Origin of the sequence: Cupriavidus malaysiensis (genome assembly GCF_001854325.1) — a bacterium.
Taxonomy (GTDB): domain Bacteria; phylum Pseudomonadota; class Gammaproteobacteria; order Burkholderiales; family Burkholderiaceae; genus Cupriavidus; species Cupriavidus malaysiensis.
This window is the reverse complement of sequence record NZ_CP017755.1, coordinates 965,492-986,498: the sequence shown is the minus strand read 5'-3', so window position 1 is coordinate 986,498 and position 21,007 is coordinate 965,492. Positions and strand designations below refer to the sequence as shown.

Below are 21,007 nucleotides of genomic sequence, written 5' to 3'. Positions count from 1 at the left end.
CCCTCCTCAGAAGCGGGCATTGAATTCGAACTGCAGCGTATCGATCGACAGCGGCGGGCCGAAGACCTCCTTGGTCGAGATCCAGCGTCCGGTCACCCATGCGTTCTTGTCCAGCGCGTACGAGCCGCCGAGGTAGTAGCCCCGCGCATTGGTGCCGCCGCCATGGAAGGTCGAATCGTTGAACGCGTCCGGCACGGCATCCGGCTCGATGCGCTTGTAGCCGAACATGACGTTCCAGTCGCCGCGCGCGGCCGGCGACGGCTTGCCGAAGGTGGCCTGCAGCATGTAGGCGTTGGGGCCGCTCTTGAAGCTGGCGCGCGTCGCATCGCCGGCGCCGAAGTTGTTGACGATGCCGCCGTTGGCGCGCGTGAACATCGCGTTTTCGTTGTAGGCCAGGTTGCGGATGAAGTTGGCGTCGAAGCGCAGGCCGTAGACGCCGGCGACACGCGTGTCCCAGCGCAGGTTGACATCGAACAGCTGGAACTTCGAGGCATAGCCGACGAACTGCGGCTGCGCCGTGTTGGCCGGATCGAGCGGATTCAGCGAGATATTGCGCAGCAGCATGAGCGTATTGCCCTTCTGCATGAAGGCCGGCCGCGACCAGTCGGAATCGCAGCTCGTCGCGCCCGCGTAGAGCGCGCACGGGCTCGACAGGCGGCCGTTGATATTGTGGAAGTCGTAGTAGGCGAGCGCGCCGCGCAGGCGGTTGGCGCTGTCGATCTTCCAGTTGGCGCCGACCTGGGCGCCGAGCAGCCACTTGTACTCGCTGTGCATCTTGTCCTGGCTGTTCGACGGCGCATTGTCGTTGGAGTACTCCAGCGGAATGAAGCCGATCGAGCCGAACAGGTTGATGTCGCGGTTGATCGGCAGGTCCTTGTCGAAGCGCGCGGCGATGCCGTCGAGATTCAGGTCCGGCGAGAACAGCATGTCGGTGGTGACGAAGGGCGGCGCGAAGCGCCCGCCGATCACGTTCATCCAGTCGGTCGCCTGGTAGGACACCCACGCCTGGTCGAGCCAGATGTCCTTCTTCGCCAGGCCGCCCCCGAGCGTGGTGTTGGTCGACACCGGGCTGTTGTCGTTGCTGGCGGCCACGCGCACGCCGGCCTTGATGCTGTCGGAGACGTCGGCGAAGATGCCGAAGCGGGCCCGCGCACGCCACTGGTTGGTGCGGTTCTCGCGCGTATTGAGCAGCGGCGGCAGCGCGACGCTGGTGTTCGGGTTGACGTCGACGCCGTTGCTGCTCTTGTTGATCGCGGCGAAGTCGATCTGGATGTTGTTGTTGTTGCTCGAGTAGAAGCGCGACTCGTTGCGCAGGCGCATATCGCCTTCGATATGGATGCGCTTGGTCCACTCCGGCAGCTCGTTCGGCGCCGCCCAGCCTTCCGCCTTGGCCTGGGCCATCACCTCGCCCTTGACCTCGTCGCGGATCTCGTCGCGCACCGTCTGCGGAATATAGGGCACGCGCACATCGCCCGCCTCGACGCGCGGCGCGCCGGCCGGCGGCGTGGCGGCCGCCTGCTGGGTTGCCTGCTGGGTTGCTTGCTGCGAGGCCTGCTGCGCGGCGAATGCCTCGGTCTGGGCCTGCGCCAGCAGCGCTTCGCCGGTTGCCTTGTCGAGCGCGCCGCTGCTGATCAGGCCGCGGATCAGCTTGACCATGGCGCTCTCCCTGGGTGCCTCGGCGTGGGCGGCGCCGGCCGTCACGAACAGTGAGGCTGCCAGCGTGGCGGCCAGCACCGACCGGCGCGGCACCGATCTCGGCGACGCCGCCGCGGCGGCCCTCCGAGCTTGCTCCTCCCGGGGAGCTTGCATTGCGATTGCGTTCATTTTTTGTCTGTGCGTTGCTTGAGAAGGAAGGACGGCTGCGGTCTTGTCGTTCACGGCCGCCGCCCCCGGATGGCCATGGAGAGCGGGTAGCGCAGCGATGCCGGTGGCCGCTCCTCCGCGCGGAAGTCATGCAGCATGGCGAGCACGGCATCGTCGATCGACTTGTTGCCGGTGCCGCGCGCCAGTTGCACGCGCACCGCGCGCCCGTCGGCATCCAGCCAGAGGTCGATGCGCACATCGTCGAAGGCCAGCTGGCGCGTGCGCGCGTCGCGCGCGAAGGCCTGCTGCATCGCGCCGGACAGCCAGGCGCTGTACGAGCGGCTGCCGAGCCCGCCGCCGCCGCCCGTCATGCCGCCGCCACCGCCGGCGCCGATGCCGAAGGCATCCGTGCCGGCCTGCGCATCGCCATTGATGGTGACCGCGTCGCCGAGATCCTTGCTGGGGCTGGGCGGCGCGTCGTCCTTCGGCGCTTCCACGGGCTCCACCGGCTTCGGCTCGACGACTTCCGGCTTGATCTTCTCCGGCTGGGGCTCGGGCAGCTTCTCGGGCTCCGGCGGCGGCGGCGGTGGCGGGGGCAGCATCAGCATCGGCGTCGCGGCCACCTCACGGCGCACGCTGGCGGTATCCGTGAGCAGGTGCCAGACCAGCGCGGCGACACCGGCGGCCACGAGCACGCCGGCCACCGCGCCGCTGCGCCGGCGCAGCAGCGCGAGCGCCGCGCCGGCCGGACCGCCGGCGGGCCGGACTGTGGAATCGCGAAGTTTCACGCTGCGCTCCTCACGCCGGCTTGCCGGTCACCAGGCCGACCTGGTTCAGGTCGATGCGGCGCAGCAGGTCGAGCACCTCGACGACCTTGGCGTACTGCACCGCGGCGTCGCCGCGCACGATGACGGGGAAGTCCGGCGTCAGCGCCTTTTCGGTGCGCAGGCGGTCTTCCAGTTCCGGCAGCGACACCGGATAGGCGTCGAGGAACACCTGCCCGGAGTTGTCCACCGTGATCGCCTTGGTCTTCGGCTTCTCCAGCGCCACCGACGAGCTCGCCTTGGGCAGGTCCACCTTGATGCCGGGAATGCTGGCGTTGCTGGTCAGGATGAAGATGACCAGCACCACGAGCAGCACGTCGACGAAGGGCGTGATGTTGATGCCGCTGGCCCGCTTCTTGGTGCCGAATCGTCTTGCGTATGCCATGGTCCGCCCCCGTCAGGCCCGCTGCAGATGAGGCACGCGGCGGCCTTCGCCCTGCTCTTCCGCCAGGCGCGTGGTGAACTCGTCGACGAAGACCGCCATGTCGGCGGCGATCCCCTCCGAGCGGGAGGCCAGCCAGTTGTAGCCGAACAGCGCCGGGATCGCGACGCCGAGGCCGGCGGCGGTACACAGCAGCGCGGCCGCCATGCCCGGCGCCACGGAGTTGATGTCGACGGCGCCGGCCATCGCCGCCACCACGAACACCAGCATGATGCCGATCACGGTGCCGAACAGGCCGACGTAGGGAGCGCCCTCGATGGTGGTCGACAGCCAGTTCATGCGCGCGCCCATGCGCTCGACCTCGCGCACCATCGCGCCGTCCATCGACGCGCGGATGGCGCTGATGGTGGCATCCGAGACGGCGTTCATGTCATAGCCCAGCTGGTGGCGCCGGTGCATCTCGTCGACCGCCACCTCGTACAGGCGCCACAGCGAAGACTGCGCGCGCACGTCTTCCGGCACGCGGCCGCTCTCGGCCAGGCGGTCCAGCGGCGCGCCGGCGGTTTCGCGGAAATGGTCCATGAAGGCCGCGTTGGCGCGTGCGTTGCTGCTGTAGCTGCGGCTCTTGGTGATCATGATCAGCCACGACAGCGCCATCATCACCCCCAGCAGGCAGACCACGACCCAGGCATCGATCGGCATCGCCGCGATGATGAAGCCGAAGTGGCTCTTGCCCGCCTGCTGCTCGTCGGGGCCGAAGGCCGTCAGGCGCGACTCCGCGCCCTGCGACACCGCGTCCGCCAGCAGCAGGGCCGCCGGCCGCGCGACCTTGGACACGCGGACTTCGTCGATCGCACCGGCAAAGCGTGCCAGCGCGCCGCCCGCGCCGTTCGCGCCCTCGACATCGGCACCGATGGAGGCCGGCGTCTTCAGCGCCGGCAGCGCGGCGGCCAGCGTCGCGGCCGGCCGGCCGCCGACATACAGCGTCACGGCCTTGCCGTCCGCGCTCACGGCCAGATGCGACCACTGGCCTGCCTGCACCGGCTGTCCCGGCTGGCTGGTCTGGCCGTTGACGCGCACGAAGGGCACGCCCTGGTCGATGCCGACCACCAGTTCGCCGGCACCGTCGCGGCGCACGTAGATGGCCTCCTGCGGACCGAGCTTCTCCGGACGCACCCAGGCCGAGAACGTGAAGCTGCCGCCGGCGGCGACGGCCAGGGACGGCGAGGCCGGCAGGATCACCGGTGCGGCGCCGGCCTGCGCGCCCTTGCCGATGATGGCGCCGTCGAGCGTGACGACCGCACTCTGGCTGTGGTTGCCGTAGGCGGTGGTATCGCGCGCCGGCACATTGGCTTCGCCGAAGTGGTAGACGGCGGTGTAGTCCGGATCGAACACGCGCTGCCCGTTGCCGGCGGCCGGCGCCTTGCGGTTGCCGTAGTACATCCAGATCTGCTGCTTGCCGCTGGCGGAGACCGCCGGCACGTCCACCCACACCAGCGCGATGCCCAGCATCGGGTCGAACTGCTCGACCTGGTGGTTCAGCACGGTCTTGTCGTCGGCGGCCACGAAGCGCAGGTCGGCGCCGGTCTCGTTGACGCCTTCGAAGCTGAAGTTGCCGGTGTGCAGCCGCAGCAGCACCGGCATGCGGCCGGGATCGGCAGCGATATTGCCGCCCTGGGGGCCGGCGTCGATCGTGATCGGTTTGCGGTAAGCCCAGTCTGGCTGCCACCAGGCGTGCGCCAGCGCGGGCATCATCGCGCCCAGCAGCGCGAGCAGGAACGGAAGGATGCGTCGCATTTCAGTGTTTCTCCGTGGGTGCTCCCGGTGCCTTGCGGAACCCACCGGGCGGTCAAGTCGTTGATGGATCGATTTCGGTGATCGTTTGCGGTGATCGTTTGCGGTGATCGTTTTTTCGGGCCGCGTCGCCGCGGCGCTCAGTAGGTCGCTGTCACGCTGAAGTTCAGGTGCGGACGATGGCGCGGCGTGCGCGGTCCGTCCTTGAGCGGATAGGCGGCATCGAACCGTCCGTACACATGCGTGGCCAGCCGGAACGAGGTGCCGATGCCGAACGAGGCCAGCGAGAAGCGCGCCTTCTGCTCCGGCAGCGGATCGCGCAGCCCCAGGCGGGCGGCGTCGACGAAGCTGTAGACACGCCAGTCCTCCACGTACGGCGTCAGCAGCGGGATCGGCGGCGCGCGCCACTCGATCGACCCGACCACGCCATAGTCGCCGGTCGCCTCGGCGGACAGGTAGCCGCGCACCGAGTTCATGCCGCCGCCGGCGATCTGCTCGCTCGAGATCAACGGGGAGTCGGTGAGCTGGCCGGCCACGCGCCAGGCGAGCTGCGAATTGCCCTGGAAGGTGTAGGTGCCGTTGGTGTCCGCCTTGACCAGCGTGAAGCTCGGCGTCGCCTTGTAACGCTTGGCATCGAACTGGTGCTCGTTGCTGCCATAGCCGAAGAAGCTCTGCGTGCCGGTGACGATGGCCGCGTTCAGCGCGTACTGTCCGCGCTCGCCCTGGTAGAAGCCGCTGTAGCCCAGCGTGATCGGCGCGTACTTGAGCGGCACGGTGTCGCCCGCGCTGCCGAGCCGCGTCACTTCGGTGTTGTCCTTGAAGTCGACCCCCAGGCTGAACGCATGCCACCAGGCCCCGGTGTCCGGCACCGTGTAACTGCCCTTGACGCCGAAGGCATGGCCCTTGCCGAGCACCGTGGTGCCGCCGGTGGTCGCCACGTTGCTGTCCGACTTGTAGGCGTTCGCTTCCAGCGACCACTGGGTGCCCTTGAGCGGCGCGACATAGGAGGCGGACCACACCTTGGTCTGGCTCAGGTCCTGCGGCGCGCCGAAGAAGCTGACCGAGGCCCGGTGGCCGAGCTGCCAGAGGTTGTCGTAGCCGAGCGTGGCCGTCATCCGCAGCGGCTTGGTATCGGCGCTGCGGTCGTTGTTCAGGCCGAGGCTGGCCCGCCACGGATTGCTGTCCTGCACCTTCAGGTCGACGTCCATGGTGCCGGGCACGGCCCCCTGCTTGACGAGGGGAACGACCTGCTGATCGCCGGTGCGGTTCAATGCCGAGAGTTCGGCCTGCGCCGTGTTGAAGTCCGGCACCTTGCCCTCCGCCAGCGACGGCACCTGCTCGCGCACCTCGCGCGGCGAGTGGTACTCGGCGCCGACCACCCGCACGCGCCCCACGCGCGTCTCGCTGACCTGCAGGTAGACCACGCCGCCGCTGACCTGCTGCTCCGGCAGGTCGACATAGACCGATTGGTAGCCCTTCGCCTGGTAGGCGGCCAGCAAGGCGTCGCGGGCTGCCTCGATGTCCTTGAGCGAGCGGTTCGGCCCCAGGTAGGGCGTGACGGCCTTCTCGATGGTGCGCACGTCGAGGGCGGTATTGCCGCGCACGATGTACTCGTTGATATTGACCTTCCGTTCCGCGGCGGCGCCTGCTGCCGCCTTGCCCGCCTCCGCTTCCGCCTCCGCGCCGGCCACCGCCGCCGCGCGCGGGGCCGCGGCGGCGGCATCGTCCTGCGCAGACGCCACGCCGTGGCCGGCCGCCCCCATCGTCGCCGCGCACATGGCCGCCCAGTGGAGCCAGGGCCGATTCGTCCTGATGACACGCATTGTGTGACTCTGATCTGTTGGTTCGATTGCCGTTGCACTGCCGCCGTGGGGCCACCGGGATCCACTGGAGAAGCCGCTTCCCGCAACGCCGGCCCGCAACCGTGCCGACGTCGTGCACAGCCTTCTAGACGGGCTGGCGTCGCACTGCCTAGCGTTTGTCACGAAGATTTCATGCTCGCTGCAGGAACACGGCGCCTGGCCTATGCTGGAAGCCGGCATCGACATGACCATGGAGGACGCGATGATCAAGCGAACGGGGAAGGGCTGGCGGCATTGCGCCATCGGCGCGGCGCTGGCGGGATCCGCCCTGGCGGCCGGCGCGGCATCCGCGCCCGCCGCCAGGGAGTTGGAAACACGGGAAGAGATGGCAGGGCACGCGGCCGGCTGCGTGGAGGTGGAGGTCAACGGCATGCGCTCGCCGTCCTACGACTGCCTGACCGACAAGCTCAAGCCCGCCGCCTCGGCGGCGGGCGCCAGGCCGCCGCGGCAACCGGAGTCGGAAGCCATCGCCCAGCGGCCGGGCAATCAGCTCGGCGTGTTCAACTGGTCGGCCACCTCCCAGCGCATGGGCAATACCTTCGGCACCTCGGTCACGCCGCAGCGCCCCGCCGCTTCACCGCCGCCGTCCCCGCTGATCCGGCCCGGATCCTGAGCCCCGCCCTGCGCCCCTCCCGGCGCCCCTCCCGGCGCTTTTCGCCGGGACCATGACGCTGGCGGCCTCAGTGCGCCGGCTCGGCCGCCTGCTGCAGGCGGCGGCGCTCGTCGTCGCTGAGGCGCGCCCACAGCCGGGGGTCGACCTTGCCGCCGAGACCGACGATCTGCACGGGGCTCGACGGGTCGTAGCGATAGGGCATGCCGGACTGCAGCCCCGCTGCCGGCCTGCGCTCGCCGTCTGCGGCCGGCGATACGTCGCCGCCGAGCATGCGCACGGTGAAGATCGACGGCAGGCCCTGGCGCTGCGCGGCACGCTCGCGCGTCATCGCATCCTGCGCCGCGGCCGCCGCCTGGGAAGCCACCGCGCTGGCATTGCTCAGCGCCCCCACGTTGACGCTGGCCACCACCGGCAGGCCGGTCGACTTGCCCTGCACCTGAACGTTGGCCGCGTTCACCACCTGCAGCGCCGCGAAGTTGACGTTGCCAGAGACCCGGATGCCCGCCTCGCCCGCGTCGATGGTGCCCAGCGGCGCCACCAGGTCCACGTCGCCCGGCGGCACCTCCGGGATCGGGCTCAGCGTGGCGATGCCCGCGCCCGAGGACGGCACGTTCGGCGACACCGTGACATTGCCCAGCGCGTCGTAGACGCGCTTGGGCGGGGTGTACAGCACGGTCGTCTTGGCCCCCCGGCCGGCGTTGATGTCGCCGTCCGACGACCAGCCCTGGATGCTGCCGCCGAAGGTGGTCATGATGCGCGACAGGCCCAGCAGGATCGAACCCTTCGAGTACAGAGCGATATCGCCCGACCCTTGCGTGATCAGGCCGGCGCCGGTCCCTGCCGGCACGCCTTCCACGCCGACCAGGGTCTTGCCGCCCGGATTGAGCATCTGGATGCCGCCGCCGAAGTTGGTGTGGATGCCGGCGTCCGTCGTCACGGGTACCGCCTGGCCGTTCACCGTCTTGGAGCCCGTGATGCTGCTGAACATGGTGATGTCGCCCTGGTAGGCGATCGCCCTGCCCTGCGCGTCGGCGCCCGGGAACAGCGTCGCGATCGCCTCGCGCCCGCGCAGGTAGCTGCCGTAGCGCGAACTCGCCGGATCGTTGTACTCGCGCCCGCCCAGCAGCAGCTCCTGGAAATAGACCTGCCGCGCGAAGACACCCTGCTGCTCGCCGGGCAGCGCCAGGAAATAGGCCAGCGCGGCGGCGGCCGTGCCCTGGTAGCCGAAACGCTGCCGCAGCCAGGCCAGCAGCTCTGTGTCGTAGGTGTGCGCCACCTTGCCGCTGCCCGCCAGCGGCGTGCCGGCGTTCAGCTGGTTCGCCGCATCGAAGTACAGCCGGGCGAAGCCGGCGTAGTCGGGGCCGTTCGCGCCGACGCCGGCCAGCACCGTGATGCCGGCCCCGCCCGACTTGTTCGACACGTTGACCACGTCGCCCGCGCTCGTCAGCGAGCCGTCATAGCCCTGGTACAGGTTGCGCCCGGCCTGGACCTGCAGCAGGCCCGGCCCGGCGATCGTCACCGACTGGCGGAAGATATCGCGGCCGGCCTGGATCAGCGTGATGTCGCCCGCATCCAGGTTCAAGAAGGTACTCGCCGTGGTACCCGTGCCGACGATATCGCGGCCGGCGATGACCTGGAACGGCTTGGCGGCGGCGTACCAGGTGGTGGGGAACGGCTGGAAGGAACCGGGGCCGAACCCCGGCGGCGGGTTCTGTACCTGCCCGAGCGTCAGGTCGACGATATCCTTGCCGGCATAGACGAGCGCCGGCAGGTCATCCCCCGCATGGAGATTTCCCAGCGGCGTGTCCGGGCCGAACGCGATCGGACTGCTGCGCGTAAAGCCGAGATAGGCCGAGGTCGGACTGGCATTGTTCGTGCCGCCGCCATTGACCGACGTTTCGAAGACCGGGCGCAAGGGCGTCGCCAGCGTGCTCATGCCGGCGCCGGACATGGCCACCACCTGGCTCGATCCGTAGATGGAGCCCGCCGCCAGCAGCTCGAGCTGGCCGCGCGGCGACGGCACCAGTTCGAGCACCGGATACGTGAGCCCCGCCAAGGGCTCGGCGAAACGGATGTCGCCGTTGGCAGCCGCGACGATCAGCGTGCCAGGATAGAAGCCGTTGCTGTTCGACAGGCTGTTGCCGAAGACCCCGCCCTGCAACGGTGCCACATCGCCACCGGCGGAGTACAGCCGGATCGCCGATGCCGGCGTCCAGAGGGTGAAGGCGGAGAAGCCGCCAGTCGGAACCAGGGTCGTGCTCCCGTCCGCATTGCGCAGCAGATAGGGAATGCCGGCCTGGTCGACCGCGTTGCCCATGCCGGCATCGGCGGCGCCGGCGATCACCAGGTCTCCGCGCGCGGAGACATTGACGACGCCGTCGCCCGGCGTCAAGGTGGGGCCGGGCGTCTTCGTCGAGCGCTCGAAGACGTTGGCTTCGACCGCGCGCGGATCGAACGACGTGAACAAGGAGCCGCCTTGCACGACCGTCAGCGCACCGATGGAGCCGGCATTCACATTGATGTCGCCGCGCAGGTTCGTGATCGCGCCATAGTAGTCGGGCGGCTGGACGGAGGTATTCGGCAACACCGCGTTGAGTCCGCCGCCGATCTTCAGCGTGAGATCGCCGCCGCCGGTGGCGACCACCGTGCCGTCGGCCAATACGCGCCCGGTCGAGGCCACCGCGAGATCGAGCGCGGTCGAGCCGCCGCCGGTCAGGCCGGCATTGCGGCCCGCAATCACGGTCAGGTTGCCGCCGCCCAGGGTGCCGATCCCCTGGAAGCCGGTCATCGAGCTATCCACCTTCCAGCTGGCGGTCTGCGTCAGGGAACCGAAGTTGATCCACCACGCCGTGGGATCGGCGGACGCGCCGCCGCCCTGGCGCCGCAGCCAATTGCCGCTCAGGTCCGAATCGACATAGCGGGAATTGTTGTCGGCGATCTGCACGCGGCCCGTGACGTCCTGCTGGGCCACGAGCAGCAGGTCGCCGCCATGCTCCGGGTACCAGGCATGCAGGCCGGCGCCCCGCGTGGCGATGATGTCATAGGGATTGCTGCCGTCCGCGGCCAGCAGCGGCGCCGCTTGCGTGCCGGCGGTGTAGACGCCGTAGGGCGTGGCCTCGCTGAAGCTGCCGCCGGCCAGCAATTCGAGGTTGCCGGTGCCGGTGCGCAGCACGCTGAAGAAGGTGCCGTTCAGGGACGCGTTGTAGCTCGGATCGTTGAGGGTCAGATTGCCGCCGCCGTTGAGCGCGCGCACGGTCTGCAAGGCGCGCTGGTCCGCGCCGGCCAGGTCGGCGCCGGCAACCAGGCGCAGCGACGCGGATGACGTACCGGCCGCCAGCATGGTCGCCGCGGCCGACGCGGCCGGCGCGCCCGGCATGCCATTGCTGACCAGCGTGGTGGCGACACCCGGCAGCGGGATCCCGGCCTCGAACAGCAGGCCGTCCGAGGCGGACAGCCTGGTGCCGGCGGGAATCGTGTTGCCGACGTAGTAGATGGTTCCATCCGAGCCGATGAGGCCGCCGAGGTAGTTGTAGAAGTCGTCGTTCGGCACCGTCCAGCTCGTCATCAGATAGACGTCCTTCGACGCGACGTAGCTGGCCCCCGGCGTGCCCCAGTAGCCATCCTGGAGGGAGAACTCGGCACTGTTGGTGATATCCAGGATACCGTCATAGATCGCCGGCTTGCCCGTGACCGCCCGGAAGCCGTCGGAAATGCTGCCCTTGACCGCAAGGTTGCCGCCGGCGCGGATCACCAGGGCCAGCGGCTCACCCGCGCCATAGGCGGCGGACGTGGTATCGCGGTCGGCGCCGGGACCATAGCGATACCCGGCCAGGTCGATATCGCCGGATACCGTCAGGTTGCCCTGCGAGGTGGCGCTCACCACCTCCACGCCCGGGCGCAGGTGCAGGGCGCTGCCATAGGCGGACAGCCCCGCCAGGCGGCCCTGCAGGGCGGCATTGGCAAGCGCACCGGCCATGAAGAGCTGGCTGTCCCGATCGACCAGATCGAGCCAGCCCTGCGTGATGACCTGGCCGTTGGCATCGCCCGGATCGGCCGGCGCGTTCGCATAGGTGGCGAAGCCGTTCAGCAGGATGCTGCGCGCCCCGCGGAGGGTGAGCGGTCCGGCGGCCGAGATGGCGACATCGTTGCCGGTCGCATTGGCCGGAGCCCCCGCGCCGGTCGCGCTGGCCACGGTCGCGCCGACGCGCTGCGCGTTCAGCACGATATCGCCATAGGCCACGCCATCCGGCGTCGACAGGTCGATGGTGGCGCCCGGCTGCAGCGACAGGGTGCCGCCGGCCGCGGTGAGCTCGACATGGCCGCGGTTCTTCGCCTCGATCGGCTGCCCGTAGCTGTCCACCTGCAGCACCGTGCCGTGCGCATCGAGCACCGCGCCCGCTGCCAGCGTCAGCCCCTTGCCGGCCGACAGCCGGATCGTGCCGGGGGCCGCGCCCGAGGCATCGATGGTGCCGTTCACGGTCAGCTGCCCGCCGTCCGTCGCGATCGACACCTGGCGCGCCTTCACGCCGTCGCCCACCACCAGGTCGCCCTGCCGGGCAGTGAAGCTGCGCGCATCGAAGAAGCCGCCCCGGGTCAGCGCGGCATTGAGGCCGGCAAAGTCGGCGAACGTCCCGGCCCGCGCACTGAAGTCGCCGCTGGCCTGGCCCTCGGTCGCGCCGCCGTTCAGCGTCCCGTTGAGCGCGACCTGCCCGTTGCCGGCATCGATCGTGATCTCACCGGCGTTGGCATGGGTGGCCGAGACGTCGATGATGGAACCGCCGGCCTGCACCACGCCGCCCTGCGCGCTGTGGAAACTGGCCGTGCCGCCGAAGCCATAGACCGTGGCCCGCTGGATGGTCGATGGCTGGCCGCTCAGGTCGATGCGGCTGCCCGCGTCCAGCGCGATATCGTGGGTAGCGTTCACCACCAGCTTGCCGCTCGGCAGCAGGATGGTGCTGCCGATGGCGACGCTGTCGCCGCCCAGGTCGATCTCCGCGCCCGCCACGGTCGAGACCGCCTGGCTCGGCGCCTGGCCCGGCGGCGCCACCACGTTCAGCGCCCCGCCCGCCGTATAGGCCATGATCGACTTCTGCATGCCGGTCAGCAGCGGCGTCGCCAGCGTCAGGTTGCCGCCGCTGCCGCTCTGGCCGAACACGGCGCCGGCGTCCGTGCTCGGCGCCTGGTAGACGAAGAGCGAACCGTTGCCGGCCGACACGATCTTCTCGCTGGCCTTCAGGTTGACGTTGCCGAAGCCATAGACCGTGCGGCTGACCTTGGCGTTGTCCAGCGACAGGAACTGGCCCAGGTCGATCTCCCTGGCCACCAGGTCCAGCGTGCCCAGGCCCGTGCCCGGGCCACCGGCCGCGAGCGCCGGCGGCGTGGCGCCGGCGATGCTGTTCCACGTGATCCTGCCGGCCGCGATGGTGGCATGGTCGCCGGCCCCGCCCCAGCCGTAGAGCGCGGGCGTGTTCAGCACCAGGTTGATGCCGGTGCCGGTGGCGTCCAGGCCGGCGCTGCCGAACACGTTGATCGCGCTGGACGCGCCCAGCGTGATCGTCTGCAGCGCGGGCACGCCCCGCGGCAGATCGCCGCTGACCAGCCGGTTGAACAGCGCCTGGTCGAACTGCAGGCCGGCCGGGGCGCCCGCCGCGGCGATGTCGGCGCTGCTGCCGACGTTGACGGTGTTCATGGCCAGCGCGATATTGCGCGAACCGAAGCGGGCGCCCGCGTCCATGTTGACCCCGCCGTTGGTGGCGAACGCCAGCGTGCCCTCCGAGTACAGCTGCGACCCGGCGCCGATGGTGATGGCGCCGGTGCCCTGCGAGCCGAGAAAGTCCAGCCGGCCGTTGGACAGCGCCAGCACCGAGGTACCGTAGCCGGTGGAGTAGCCCATGCCGGTGGAGGCCGAGTCGAACGGCGCCCGGCCCTGGCCGATGGTGCTCAGGGTCACGTTGTTGCCGACGCCGATATTGCCGCCGACCAGCACCAGTTCGCCGCCCTGGAGGGTGACGCCGTCGCGGATGGCAAGGTCCTGCCCGCCCTGGAACATCAGCGTGCCGTTGACCACGCCCACCGTACCGTTGACCAGCAGTCGCGGGGACGCGATCGCATTCAGGTCGGCGGCACGCACCGAGACGCCGTTGAAGCCCGGCGTGGCGGCGTCCGCGACGATCTCGCCCACGTTCGCCAGGGCCACGGAACCGTCGATCCCGCCTGCGTCGCCCTGCAGCCGCGCCGTCCCCGCGAAGCCCAGCGCCGCCATGCCCGGTTGCGAGATCGGCTGCTCGAACCTGATCTGCAGGACTTTGCCGTCGCCCGGCAGCAGCGGGCGCAGGCCGCCGAACTGCGCCGCGCTGGCGGTGAAGAAGTCGGCGTAGCCTTGCTCGTTGTACTGCGCGTAGCGGCGCACCGCCGAGCCCGGCGTGATCAGCGCCGTCAGCGGCAAGGCACTGCGGAAGCCGGTGTTGGCGATACCGCTCTGGACCGCGGTGGCATAGGTGCCGTTGCCGATCGCGGCAACGCCGCCGGGCGGCTTGCCGCTGCCCGCGCCGAGCTCCACCCGGTAGGCGCCGGGCAGCAGCGCGTAGTTGGAGGGCAGCAGCGTGTAGGTGCCCGCCGGCAGGCCGGGCACGCCCGCGCCCACGGTGATCTGCTGGCCGATGGCCGGGTCGCCGGCGCCGTTCTCCGGCGCCGCCGGCGCGTAGCCGGAAGCATAGCCCGGCAGGATGGCGTAGACCTTGTCGCTCGCCTTGCTCAGCGGCGTGGCCGGGTTGGCATTGACCAGCGGCGTGGTGAGGATGTTGACCGAGCCGCCGCGGCCCGAGACGAAGCCCGCGCCGGCCAGGGTGCCGCCGCCGGAGAGGTCCAGCGTCGCCCCGCCCTGCACGTTGACGGCCTGCGCGTCCAGCGTGATCCCGGCCCCGGAGCGCAAGGTGGTGTTGCCGCTGAAACCGGTGAGGTCCAGGGGCCGCACGCTGGTGCCGCCGTAGCTGTAGGTCACGCCGTCGACGGTGCCGCCATAGGGGATGGCCAGGCCTGCCATCGAGACCGAGGTCAGGCTGCCGGGCAGCAGGTCCACCCGCTGCGTCGCCGGGAAGTGGTTGCCCAGCGTGATGGCGCCGAAGGGAGCGCGCACGATGCCGCCCTGCTCGATGATCGGCGCCAGCAAAGTGAGGCTGCCGAACACGGACAAGGGAGCGTCCGGGACGTCCGGCGTGGTGCGCCCGATCGTCAGCTTCGCCACGTAGCCGGCATTGCCCGCATTGCCCGCATTGCTTGTATTGCCCTGCCCCGCGATGACGGTGGCCCTCGCATTGGTGGCCGGGTACACCTGGGCGGCCTGCAGGTCGATGTCCCAGGCGCTGGCCAGCGTGGTGCCCTGGTCGACGGTGGTGGGCAGGAAACGGATGTCGCCCTGGCTGGCCAGCCGGGTGGTGCGGAAGCCGGGCGACGGCGTGTGGACGAAGCCGAAGATCGAACTATCGTAGTGGGCGATGTCGGCCGAGAAGGCCAGCAGCCCCTGGATATCGATCTGCTTCGCGTCGACTTCGAAGGTGGCGACGGTCGGAGCCGCCGCGGCGAGCGGGTTGCCGATCGTGCCGCTGCTGTTGCCGTCCGGCACGATGACCGGCACCCCGCTGAGCAGGACATAGGGCGCGGCAATGCGCACGCTGCCCCTTGCCGGCGGCGTGGAGGCATCGGGTGGCGCCGCCAGCACCGGCCCCGAGGTGAACGCGCCCGCCGTCAGCGACACGCTCTTGCCGAGCGCCAGCGAGACATCCCCCGAGAACTGCATGTAGTCGCCGGACCTCAGCGCCAGCGCGTCGAAGCCGCCGGCCTTGACCGCGTCCGCGCTGACGGTGGCGCGGCCGAGGGCCAGCGCGGCGGCATTGGTGCCCGCGGCGAGATCCGCGGGCAGCGACGGCGCGGGCTGTGCCTGCACCACGGTCATGGTGCTCGGCACCAGGACGTTGGCCGGCAGCACGCCGCCCAGGTTGGAGAAATAGGGCGTAAGCAGCGCGATCGACAGGCTGCCGCCGCTCGCCCCGGCTCCGCCGCTGACGGCATGCAAGGTGCCGTCCAGGTAGATCCCGCTCAGCGAATCGAGCGAGATGGCGCCACCATTGCTCGCCAGCGTGACGGCACCGCCCGGCGCGGCGCGCGTGTCCACCGTGCCCGCATCGACCACGACGCGGGTGCCATCGGCGCCCAGCTCGGCGCCCGGGCGCACCACCACGAAGGCGGTGCCCCCGCTCACCTTGATGGTGCCGCCATCCATGGCCGTGCCATAGCGGCGCCCCTGGGCATCCACCGCTGCGTAGGCCTGGCCCGAGACATCGAGCCTGGCGCTCGGGCCGACCCACACCGACACGCCGCGCCCGACCCCGGCCGCATCGAAATTGCGCAGGGCGTCGAGCGAGCCGTCCGCTTCGTTGAGCAGGCTGATGCTGCCGCCGCGCGCCGTCAGCCTGCCCTCGATATCGATCTGCCCGGTGGCGTCGATCTTGATCCCCTGCCCCGGATCGACGGTGATCGAGGCGTCTTTCTGCATGACGATCGACCCGCCGCCTATCAGCACGCCGTTCGCGCTGCGGGTCTGCGAACGCAGCGTCAGGCTGGCGCCCCCGCGCTGCGTGAGCGTGGCGCTCTGCGGATGCTCGGCATAGAGCGGCGGCAGCCACAAGGACATCGCCGCGGACGGATCGCTGCCCGAGGGCGCCATGAGGCTGTCGGCGGTGATGCGGTACACCGGCATCGCCGGCGCGATGGCGGAGCCCGCCACCAGCATGCCCAGCCCGGCATTGATGTCGTAGTTGGAGAAGCCCGCGCGGAAGAACGCGGGGCTGAGCGCCGGGGCCGGCGCCACCGACACCGTCTGCGGCAGGACCGTGCCCGGGGGAATCACGGTGCCCGCCTGGTAGGTCATGTCCTGCGCCTGCACCGAGCCGGTGGCATAGACAAGGTTGTAGGGGGTGATCGGCAGGCCCTGCGGGAAGACGCTGGAGGGAATCACCGTACCGGCCGCGATCGTGCCCAGGCCGGCCACCCCGGTGATGAGCGTTCCCGCCGGGATCCGCTGGCCGGGAAAGTAATAGACCATGTTGCCATTGCCATCCCTGGCATTCAACGGGCTCATCCCGCTCGGGACCACCCAGTCTGCCGCGGTCGGGATGGCGGGCACGCCCGATACCGCGATGTCGACGGGAACCGGAACGTCCAGCGGCAGCGTGTTGTGCACCTCCGTCAGCGTGAAGGGCAAGGGCTGCCCGGCGGCAATGGTCAGCGGCTGCGTGAGCTGCATGCGCAGCGGCGCCGGCGTGCCGGCGGCCAGCACGCCGCCGGCCAGCGAGGCGTTTTCGCCGACCAGCACATTGTTCGGCGAAGACAAGGTCAGCGTGCCGCCGCCGCTGACGCCGGCCGCGCGGATCGCACCGTCCAGCACCAGATTACCGGTCACGGCGCTGGTGCCGCCGGACACGTCGCCGGCGATCAGCGTGACGTTGCCGCCCTTGCCGCCCACGGTCTTGCCGCTGGCCAGGATGGCCGCGCCGGACGAGACGTCGATCACGCTGCCGGCGGCGATGGTCACGTCCTGCGAGCCGTCGATCGTAACGCTGCCGCCATTGACATAGGCAAGCCCGGCAAGTCCGGCCGGATCGATGCGCGCATTGGTCCACACTCCGCGCACGTCGATCGTCCTGCCTGCCGCGAGCGTCAGTTTCGATGTGCCATCGGCCGCCATCAGCGCGCCGGGATAGCGATCACCGGCGCGCGTGAATTCGTTGGATACCGTCACGCTGCCGCCGTGCGCCGTCAGGTTGGCATCGATGTCGACCTTGGGCGCCACCAGGCTCAGCTGGCCGCCGTCGGCCAGCGCCAGCGGCTGGCTCACCACGATGCGTCCGCCGCTGGCCAGGTCCAGCACGCCCAGCCGGAAGCCGTTCAGCATGCCCGCGTCCAGCCACACCGTGTTCTGCCGCTGCGGGTCGAGCGCATCCGCCGCACCCATGCCCGGCGTCACCCCCACCTCGGTGCCGATCTTCACCTCGCTGGTGAACACCCCGGTGCGCCCCGGCCCCGTGTACTGCCCCAGCGCCAGCCCGCCCGCCTGCGCCACCGCGTACTGCCCCTGCTTGTAGCCGTCGGCGAGGCCCGCCGCGCGCGCCTGCGTCTGCTGCGCCCCGTTGAACACCCGCGCCACCACCTCGCCTTCGAGCACCGCCGTCGGCGCGCTCACCTGCAGCCGACCCGCGTCGCGCCCCACCGTGTAGCCGTTCTGCAGCACCTGCTGCGGCGCGATCAGCGGGCTCGCGTACGACTGCATCGCCGTCTTGCCCCAGCGCGGGTGCTCGTCGTCGAAGCCAGTGTAGACCCCCGTGTACAACACCCCCGCCAGCGCGTTGTCGGCCTTGGTCAGCGTCCCGTCCGCCGCCTTGAACCAGGTCTGCTTCAGGTACCCCGTCTGCACGTCCAGGCTGCCGCCCGACAGGTTGATCGACGAGCCCGCCTGCGTCACCACCTCCTTGCCGCCCAGCGTCACCGTCCCGCCCTGCGCCGCCCACTCGCCGATGCGGTGCCCCTGGTTGCCCAGGTAGCCGCCCACCTCCAGCAGCCCGCCTCCCGTGTACCAGCGCTCGGTCGCGTAGCCGCCCACGCCCGCCGGCACGTACACCAGCCGGCGCCGGTCGATCCACACGTTCGCATTGAGCAGGTTCCCGCTGTCGCGGTTGCCCGGCGCGTCGCGCTGCTCGTTGCCCTGCACGTTGATCTTGACGTTGTTGGTGTCCATCGCCAGCGCCACGCCCACCGCCCCCGACACATCCAGCTGCGCCCGGTTGGCCACGAAGCTGCGCCCCGTCGCGCTCACCGCGATCTGCCCGCCCGTGGCCAGCGTCAGCGAGTCGCCCTGGAACAGCACGTCGCCCCCGCTGACGATCTCCACGCGCGACTGGTCGCGCCGGTCCGACAGCTTCGACAGGTTGTCGAACAGCCCCGACGCCGCCCCCGCGCGCAGCAGGTCCTGCGCCGCCGAGTCCTGCATCAGCGCGTCGCGCTGGCTGTCCAGCGCCGTGGTCTTGCCGTCGTCGTCGATCAGCACCGCCGTCACCGCCCCCGGCCCCAGCGTCACCCGCCCCTGCGTGTCCGCCGCCGAGTTCAGCAGGTGCACCGTGCCGCGCGTGTTGACCGTGGTCGTCGCCACCGCCACCCCGAGCTGCTGCACGTCGCGCCCGGCCAGCGTCACGTCACCCTCCGGGGCCAGGATCAGCCCGCTGTTGGCCACCTTGCCCGCGCTGCCCGTGCCACCGCTGGCCACGAACTGCGGCGAGATCTCGTTGCCGCGCGTGGTCGACGTGGTGTTGCCGTCGGTGCCCACCCCGCGCCGGATCACGAAGCTGTCGCCCGCCGCCAGCGCCGCCTGCCCGCGCGGCGTGGCGATCGTGCCCGCGTTGCCGACCTCCCCGCCCAGCAGCAGCACATAGCCCCCGCCCTGCGTCACCGTGGCCGGCGCGCGCGTGGCGATGCGCGCCCCGGCCTGCACCTCCACCTTGCCCAGCGCGTCGGTGAAGCTCGGCGTGGTGCCGTTCAGCCCGTAGATGCCGTTGCTGCTGAACTGCCCGTCGCTGATGCGCGCCGCCGCCGCCACCAGGTTGCGCGTGTCCACCTGGCTGGTGCCGCTGAAGATCACCCCGTTGCGGTTGACGATCATCACCGTGCCGTCGCCACGGATCTGCCCCTGGATCTGGCTCGGCCGCGCCTGCGGGTCGTTGACCCGGTTCAGCACCGCCCAGTCCGCCTGCTGCTTGAAATCCACCGTGGTGCTGCGCCCCACGTTGAAGGTCTCCCAGTTCAGCACCGCGCGGTCCGCGGTCTGCTGGATCGCCACCGTGGTCTTGCCGTCGGCCACCGTCTGCGCCGGCGCGTTGGCGTTGACCCAGCCCTGCGTGAGGCTGTTGGTGTCGATCTTCAGGCCGCCCTCGGCCAGCCCGTCCGGCACCGTGGCGTTGGCCGCCGCGGCGGCCGCGCGCGCGCTGGCCTGCGCAGCCTGCATCGCCGCGATGCCCTGCGCGGCCGTGCCCAGGTTGGCCAGCGAACGCTGCAGCTCGGCGCTGGCCTGTTGCTGCTGCGCCGAGGGGCTCGCCAGCGCCGACACCGGCATGCCGTTGGGCAGGCGCCCGGTCTGCTGTGCCGCGCTCTGCGCCGCGCCCTTGGCGGCGAACCATGCGCTGCTGAAGGCCTGCTGTGCCTGCGCCGTGCTCCAGATCCCGCCGCTGGCGAGAATCAGCACAGCGGCCTGGGCCATCGGTGCCCTGCGCAGCACGCGCCTGTCCTGTGCCAGCCGATCCGGTTTCGTTCCTGCGCACTTGCGCCCGCGTGTGCTCATCTTGAGGTCTCGCCTAGGTTTTGCGTCGATGCCGGCCCGGCGGCCCCGCCCGGGGGACCGCCGCGCTCAGGGTGTCCAGCGCAACGCGGCGTTGCACGCCATCGCTGCGGAAGTTTTCTGACGAGCTAAGACGATTGAAGAGCGCACCAGTCCGCAAAGTATTTTTCGGCACGCGTGTTGCAGGCAGACTGCAGGCAAGACGGCATGACAGGACAAGGACGTGGCACCGGCACAGCGGAAAGACGCGAGGACGCCGCAGACGCGCGTCGCGCGTCATCCGGCGGTCATGCACGGCAGCGAGGATTCAGCTCAGGATGAGCAGGCCGCCCGGCAACGCACGGGCGTCCAGGTCGAAGCTGTGCTGCAGCTGGGCCAGGGCCCGGTCCAGCGAGGCGATGTAGAAGCTGCCGCTCACCGGCATGTCGCGTACCGCGTCATTCACCAGCACGACGCGCCCTGGCCGGTAGCGGTTGATCTCCGCCAGCACCAGGCTCAGCTTGGTCTGCCGGAACACCAGTTCTCCGCTGCGCCAGGCCGAGACGTTGAGCGGATCGATGCTGGCGATGCCGGCAATCGAGCGGCCGTCATAGACGGTCTGCTGGCTGGCCTGCAGCTCGCGCACGCCGGCCGGATGCGCCACCCGGACCTTGCCTTGGAGGCAGGTCACGCAGACCTTGCCGTCCAGGTGGCGGACCTCGAAACGCCCGCCATCGGCCACGCTCTGGCCGCCGGCGGCGATGACGCCGAAGCGCTGCCCGCCGGCCGGCAGGTCGATGGCGGCCTCGCCCGCGAGCAGCGCGATGCCCGGCACGCCCTCGCGCGTGGCCTCGCGCCGGATCCGGGTCTGGGTGTTCAGCATGACGTTGACCCGGCCGGCCAGCGTGACGGAGCGCTGCTCGCCGGTGGCCGTGCGGTAGTCCGCTCCCCAGCCGTCGAGCGGCGGCCACAGCCCGCCGGGGGGATGCACCAGGGCAACCGCGGCGACCGCCGCCGCCCCGGCCGCGGCGGCACCGAGGAAGGCGCGCCGCCCGGCTTGCGATCGCGTCCGCTGCGCGGCCTGCGCATGGAAGCGCGCCGCCTTGGGGCTGCTGCGCAGCAGTTCCGCCGCGGCCGGCTGGAAGGCTTCCCAGCGCTGCCTGGCGTCGGCGAACGCCGCCTTGTGCGCCGGGCTGGCGTCGAGCCAGTGCTGGAAGCGCTCCGCATCCCACTGCTTGACGTCGCCGGATTTGAGCAGGCGCAGCCAGACCCAGGCCTGCTGGCGCAGCGTGTCGGTCGGGGCGGTGCGGTGGTCGGCGGATGTCTTCATCGTGTGACGGGGATCGGCCATGCCGAAGTGCTTTGGCGGGC

8 protein-coding genes are annotated in these 21,007 nt (G+C 70.6%); 1 reads left to right on the top strand and 7 read right to left on the bottom strand.

Annotated features, from left to right (window positions below; genetic code table 11):
* Positions 1–6: 6 nt before the first annotated feature.
* From BKK80_RS23990 to BKK80_RS23970, 5 genes are all read right to left on the bottom strand, one after another.
* Complete coding sequence (locus tag BKK80_RS23990; RefSeq protein WP_236903944.1) at positions 7–1,749, bottom strand: putative porin; 1,743 nt, start codon at positions 1,747–1,749, stop codon at positions 7–9.
* A 125-nt stretch (positions 1,750–1,874) separates the two neighbouring features.
* Complete coding sequence (locus BKK80_RS23985) at positions 1,875–2,591, bottom strand: energy transducer TonB (protein ID WP_071021573.1); 717 nt, start codon at positions 2,589–2,591, stop codon at positions 1,875–1,877.
* A gap of 10 nt (positions 2,592–2,601) precedes the next feature.
* Entirely contained in the window at positions 2,602–3,012 is a 411-nt protein-coding gene (locus BKK80_RS23980) for an ExbD/TolR family protein (protein ID WP_071021575.1), read from the bottom strand.
* Between the two features lie 12 nt (positions 3,013–3,024).
* Positions 3,025–4,806, bottom strand: coding sequence for a DUF2341 domain-containing protein (locus BKK80_RS23975; protein WP_071039560.1), 1,782 nt, complete (start codon positions 4,804–4,806; stop codon positions 3,025–3,027).
* A 137-nt stretch (positions 4,807–4,943) separates the two neighbouring features.
* Positions 4,944–6,626: a ShlB/FhaC/HecB family hemolysin secretion/activation protein gene (locus tag BKK80_RS23970; protein ID WP_084085313.1), complete on the bottom strand. Its 1,683-nt coding sequence runs from the start codon at positions 6,624–6,626 to the stop codon at positions 4,944–4,946.
* Positions 6,627–6,828: 202 nt separating this feature from the next.
* Here BKK80_RS23970 and BKK80_RS23965 point away from each other — a divergent pair, with 202 nt between their 5' ends.
* Positions 6,829–7,278, top strand: a complete 450-nt coding sequence (locus BKK80_RS23965) for a hypothetical protein (RefSeq protein ID WP_236903942.1) — start codon at positions 6,829–6,831, stop codon at positions 7,276–7,278.
* A gap of 67 nt (positions 7,279–7,345) precedes the next feature.
* Here BKK80_RS23965 and BKK80_RS23960 read toward each other — a convergent pair whose 3' ends face one another.
* Complete coding sequence (locus tag BKK80_RS23960) at positions 7,346–19,597, bottom strand: filamentous haemagglutinin family protein (protein ID WP_162287357.1); 12,252 nt, start codon at positions 19,595–19,597, stop codon at positions 7,346–7,348.
* A gap of 367 nt (positions 19,598–19,964) precedes the next feature.
* Positions 19,965–20,987 (bottom strand): FecR family protein, encoded by a 1,023-nt coding sequence (locus BKK80_RS23955; RefSeq protein ID WP_157903329.1) that lies wholly within the window; start codon positions 20,985–20,987, stop codon positions 19,965–19,967.
* Positions 20,988–21,007 lie beyond the last annotated feature (20 nt).

Coding starts and splice junctions, on each gene's coding strand:
- BKK80_RS23980 (WP_071021575.1), bottom strand. CDS start 3,012: ATGGCATACGCAAGACGATTCGGCACCAAGAAGCGGGCCAGCGGCATC.
- BKK80_RS23975 (WP_071039560.1), bottom strand. CDS start 4,806: ATGCGACGCATCCTTCCGTTCCTGCTCGCGCTGCTGGGCGCGATGATG.
- BKK80_RS23970 (WP_084085313.1), bottom strand. CDS start 6,626: ATGCGTGTCATCAGGACGAATCGGCCCTGGCTCCACTGGGCGGCCATG.
- BKK80_RS23965 (WP_236903942.1), top strand. CDS start 6,829: ATGCTGGAAGCCGGCATCGACATGACCATGGAGGACGCGATGATCAAG.
- BKK80_RS23955 (WP_157903329.1), bottom strand. CDS start 20,987: ATGGCCGATCCCCGTCACACGATGAAGACATCCGCCGACCACCGCACC.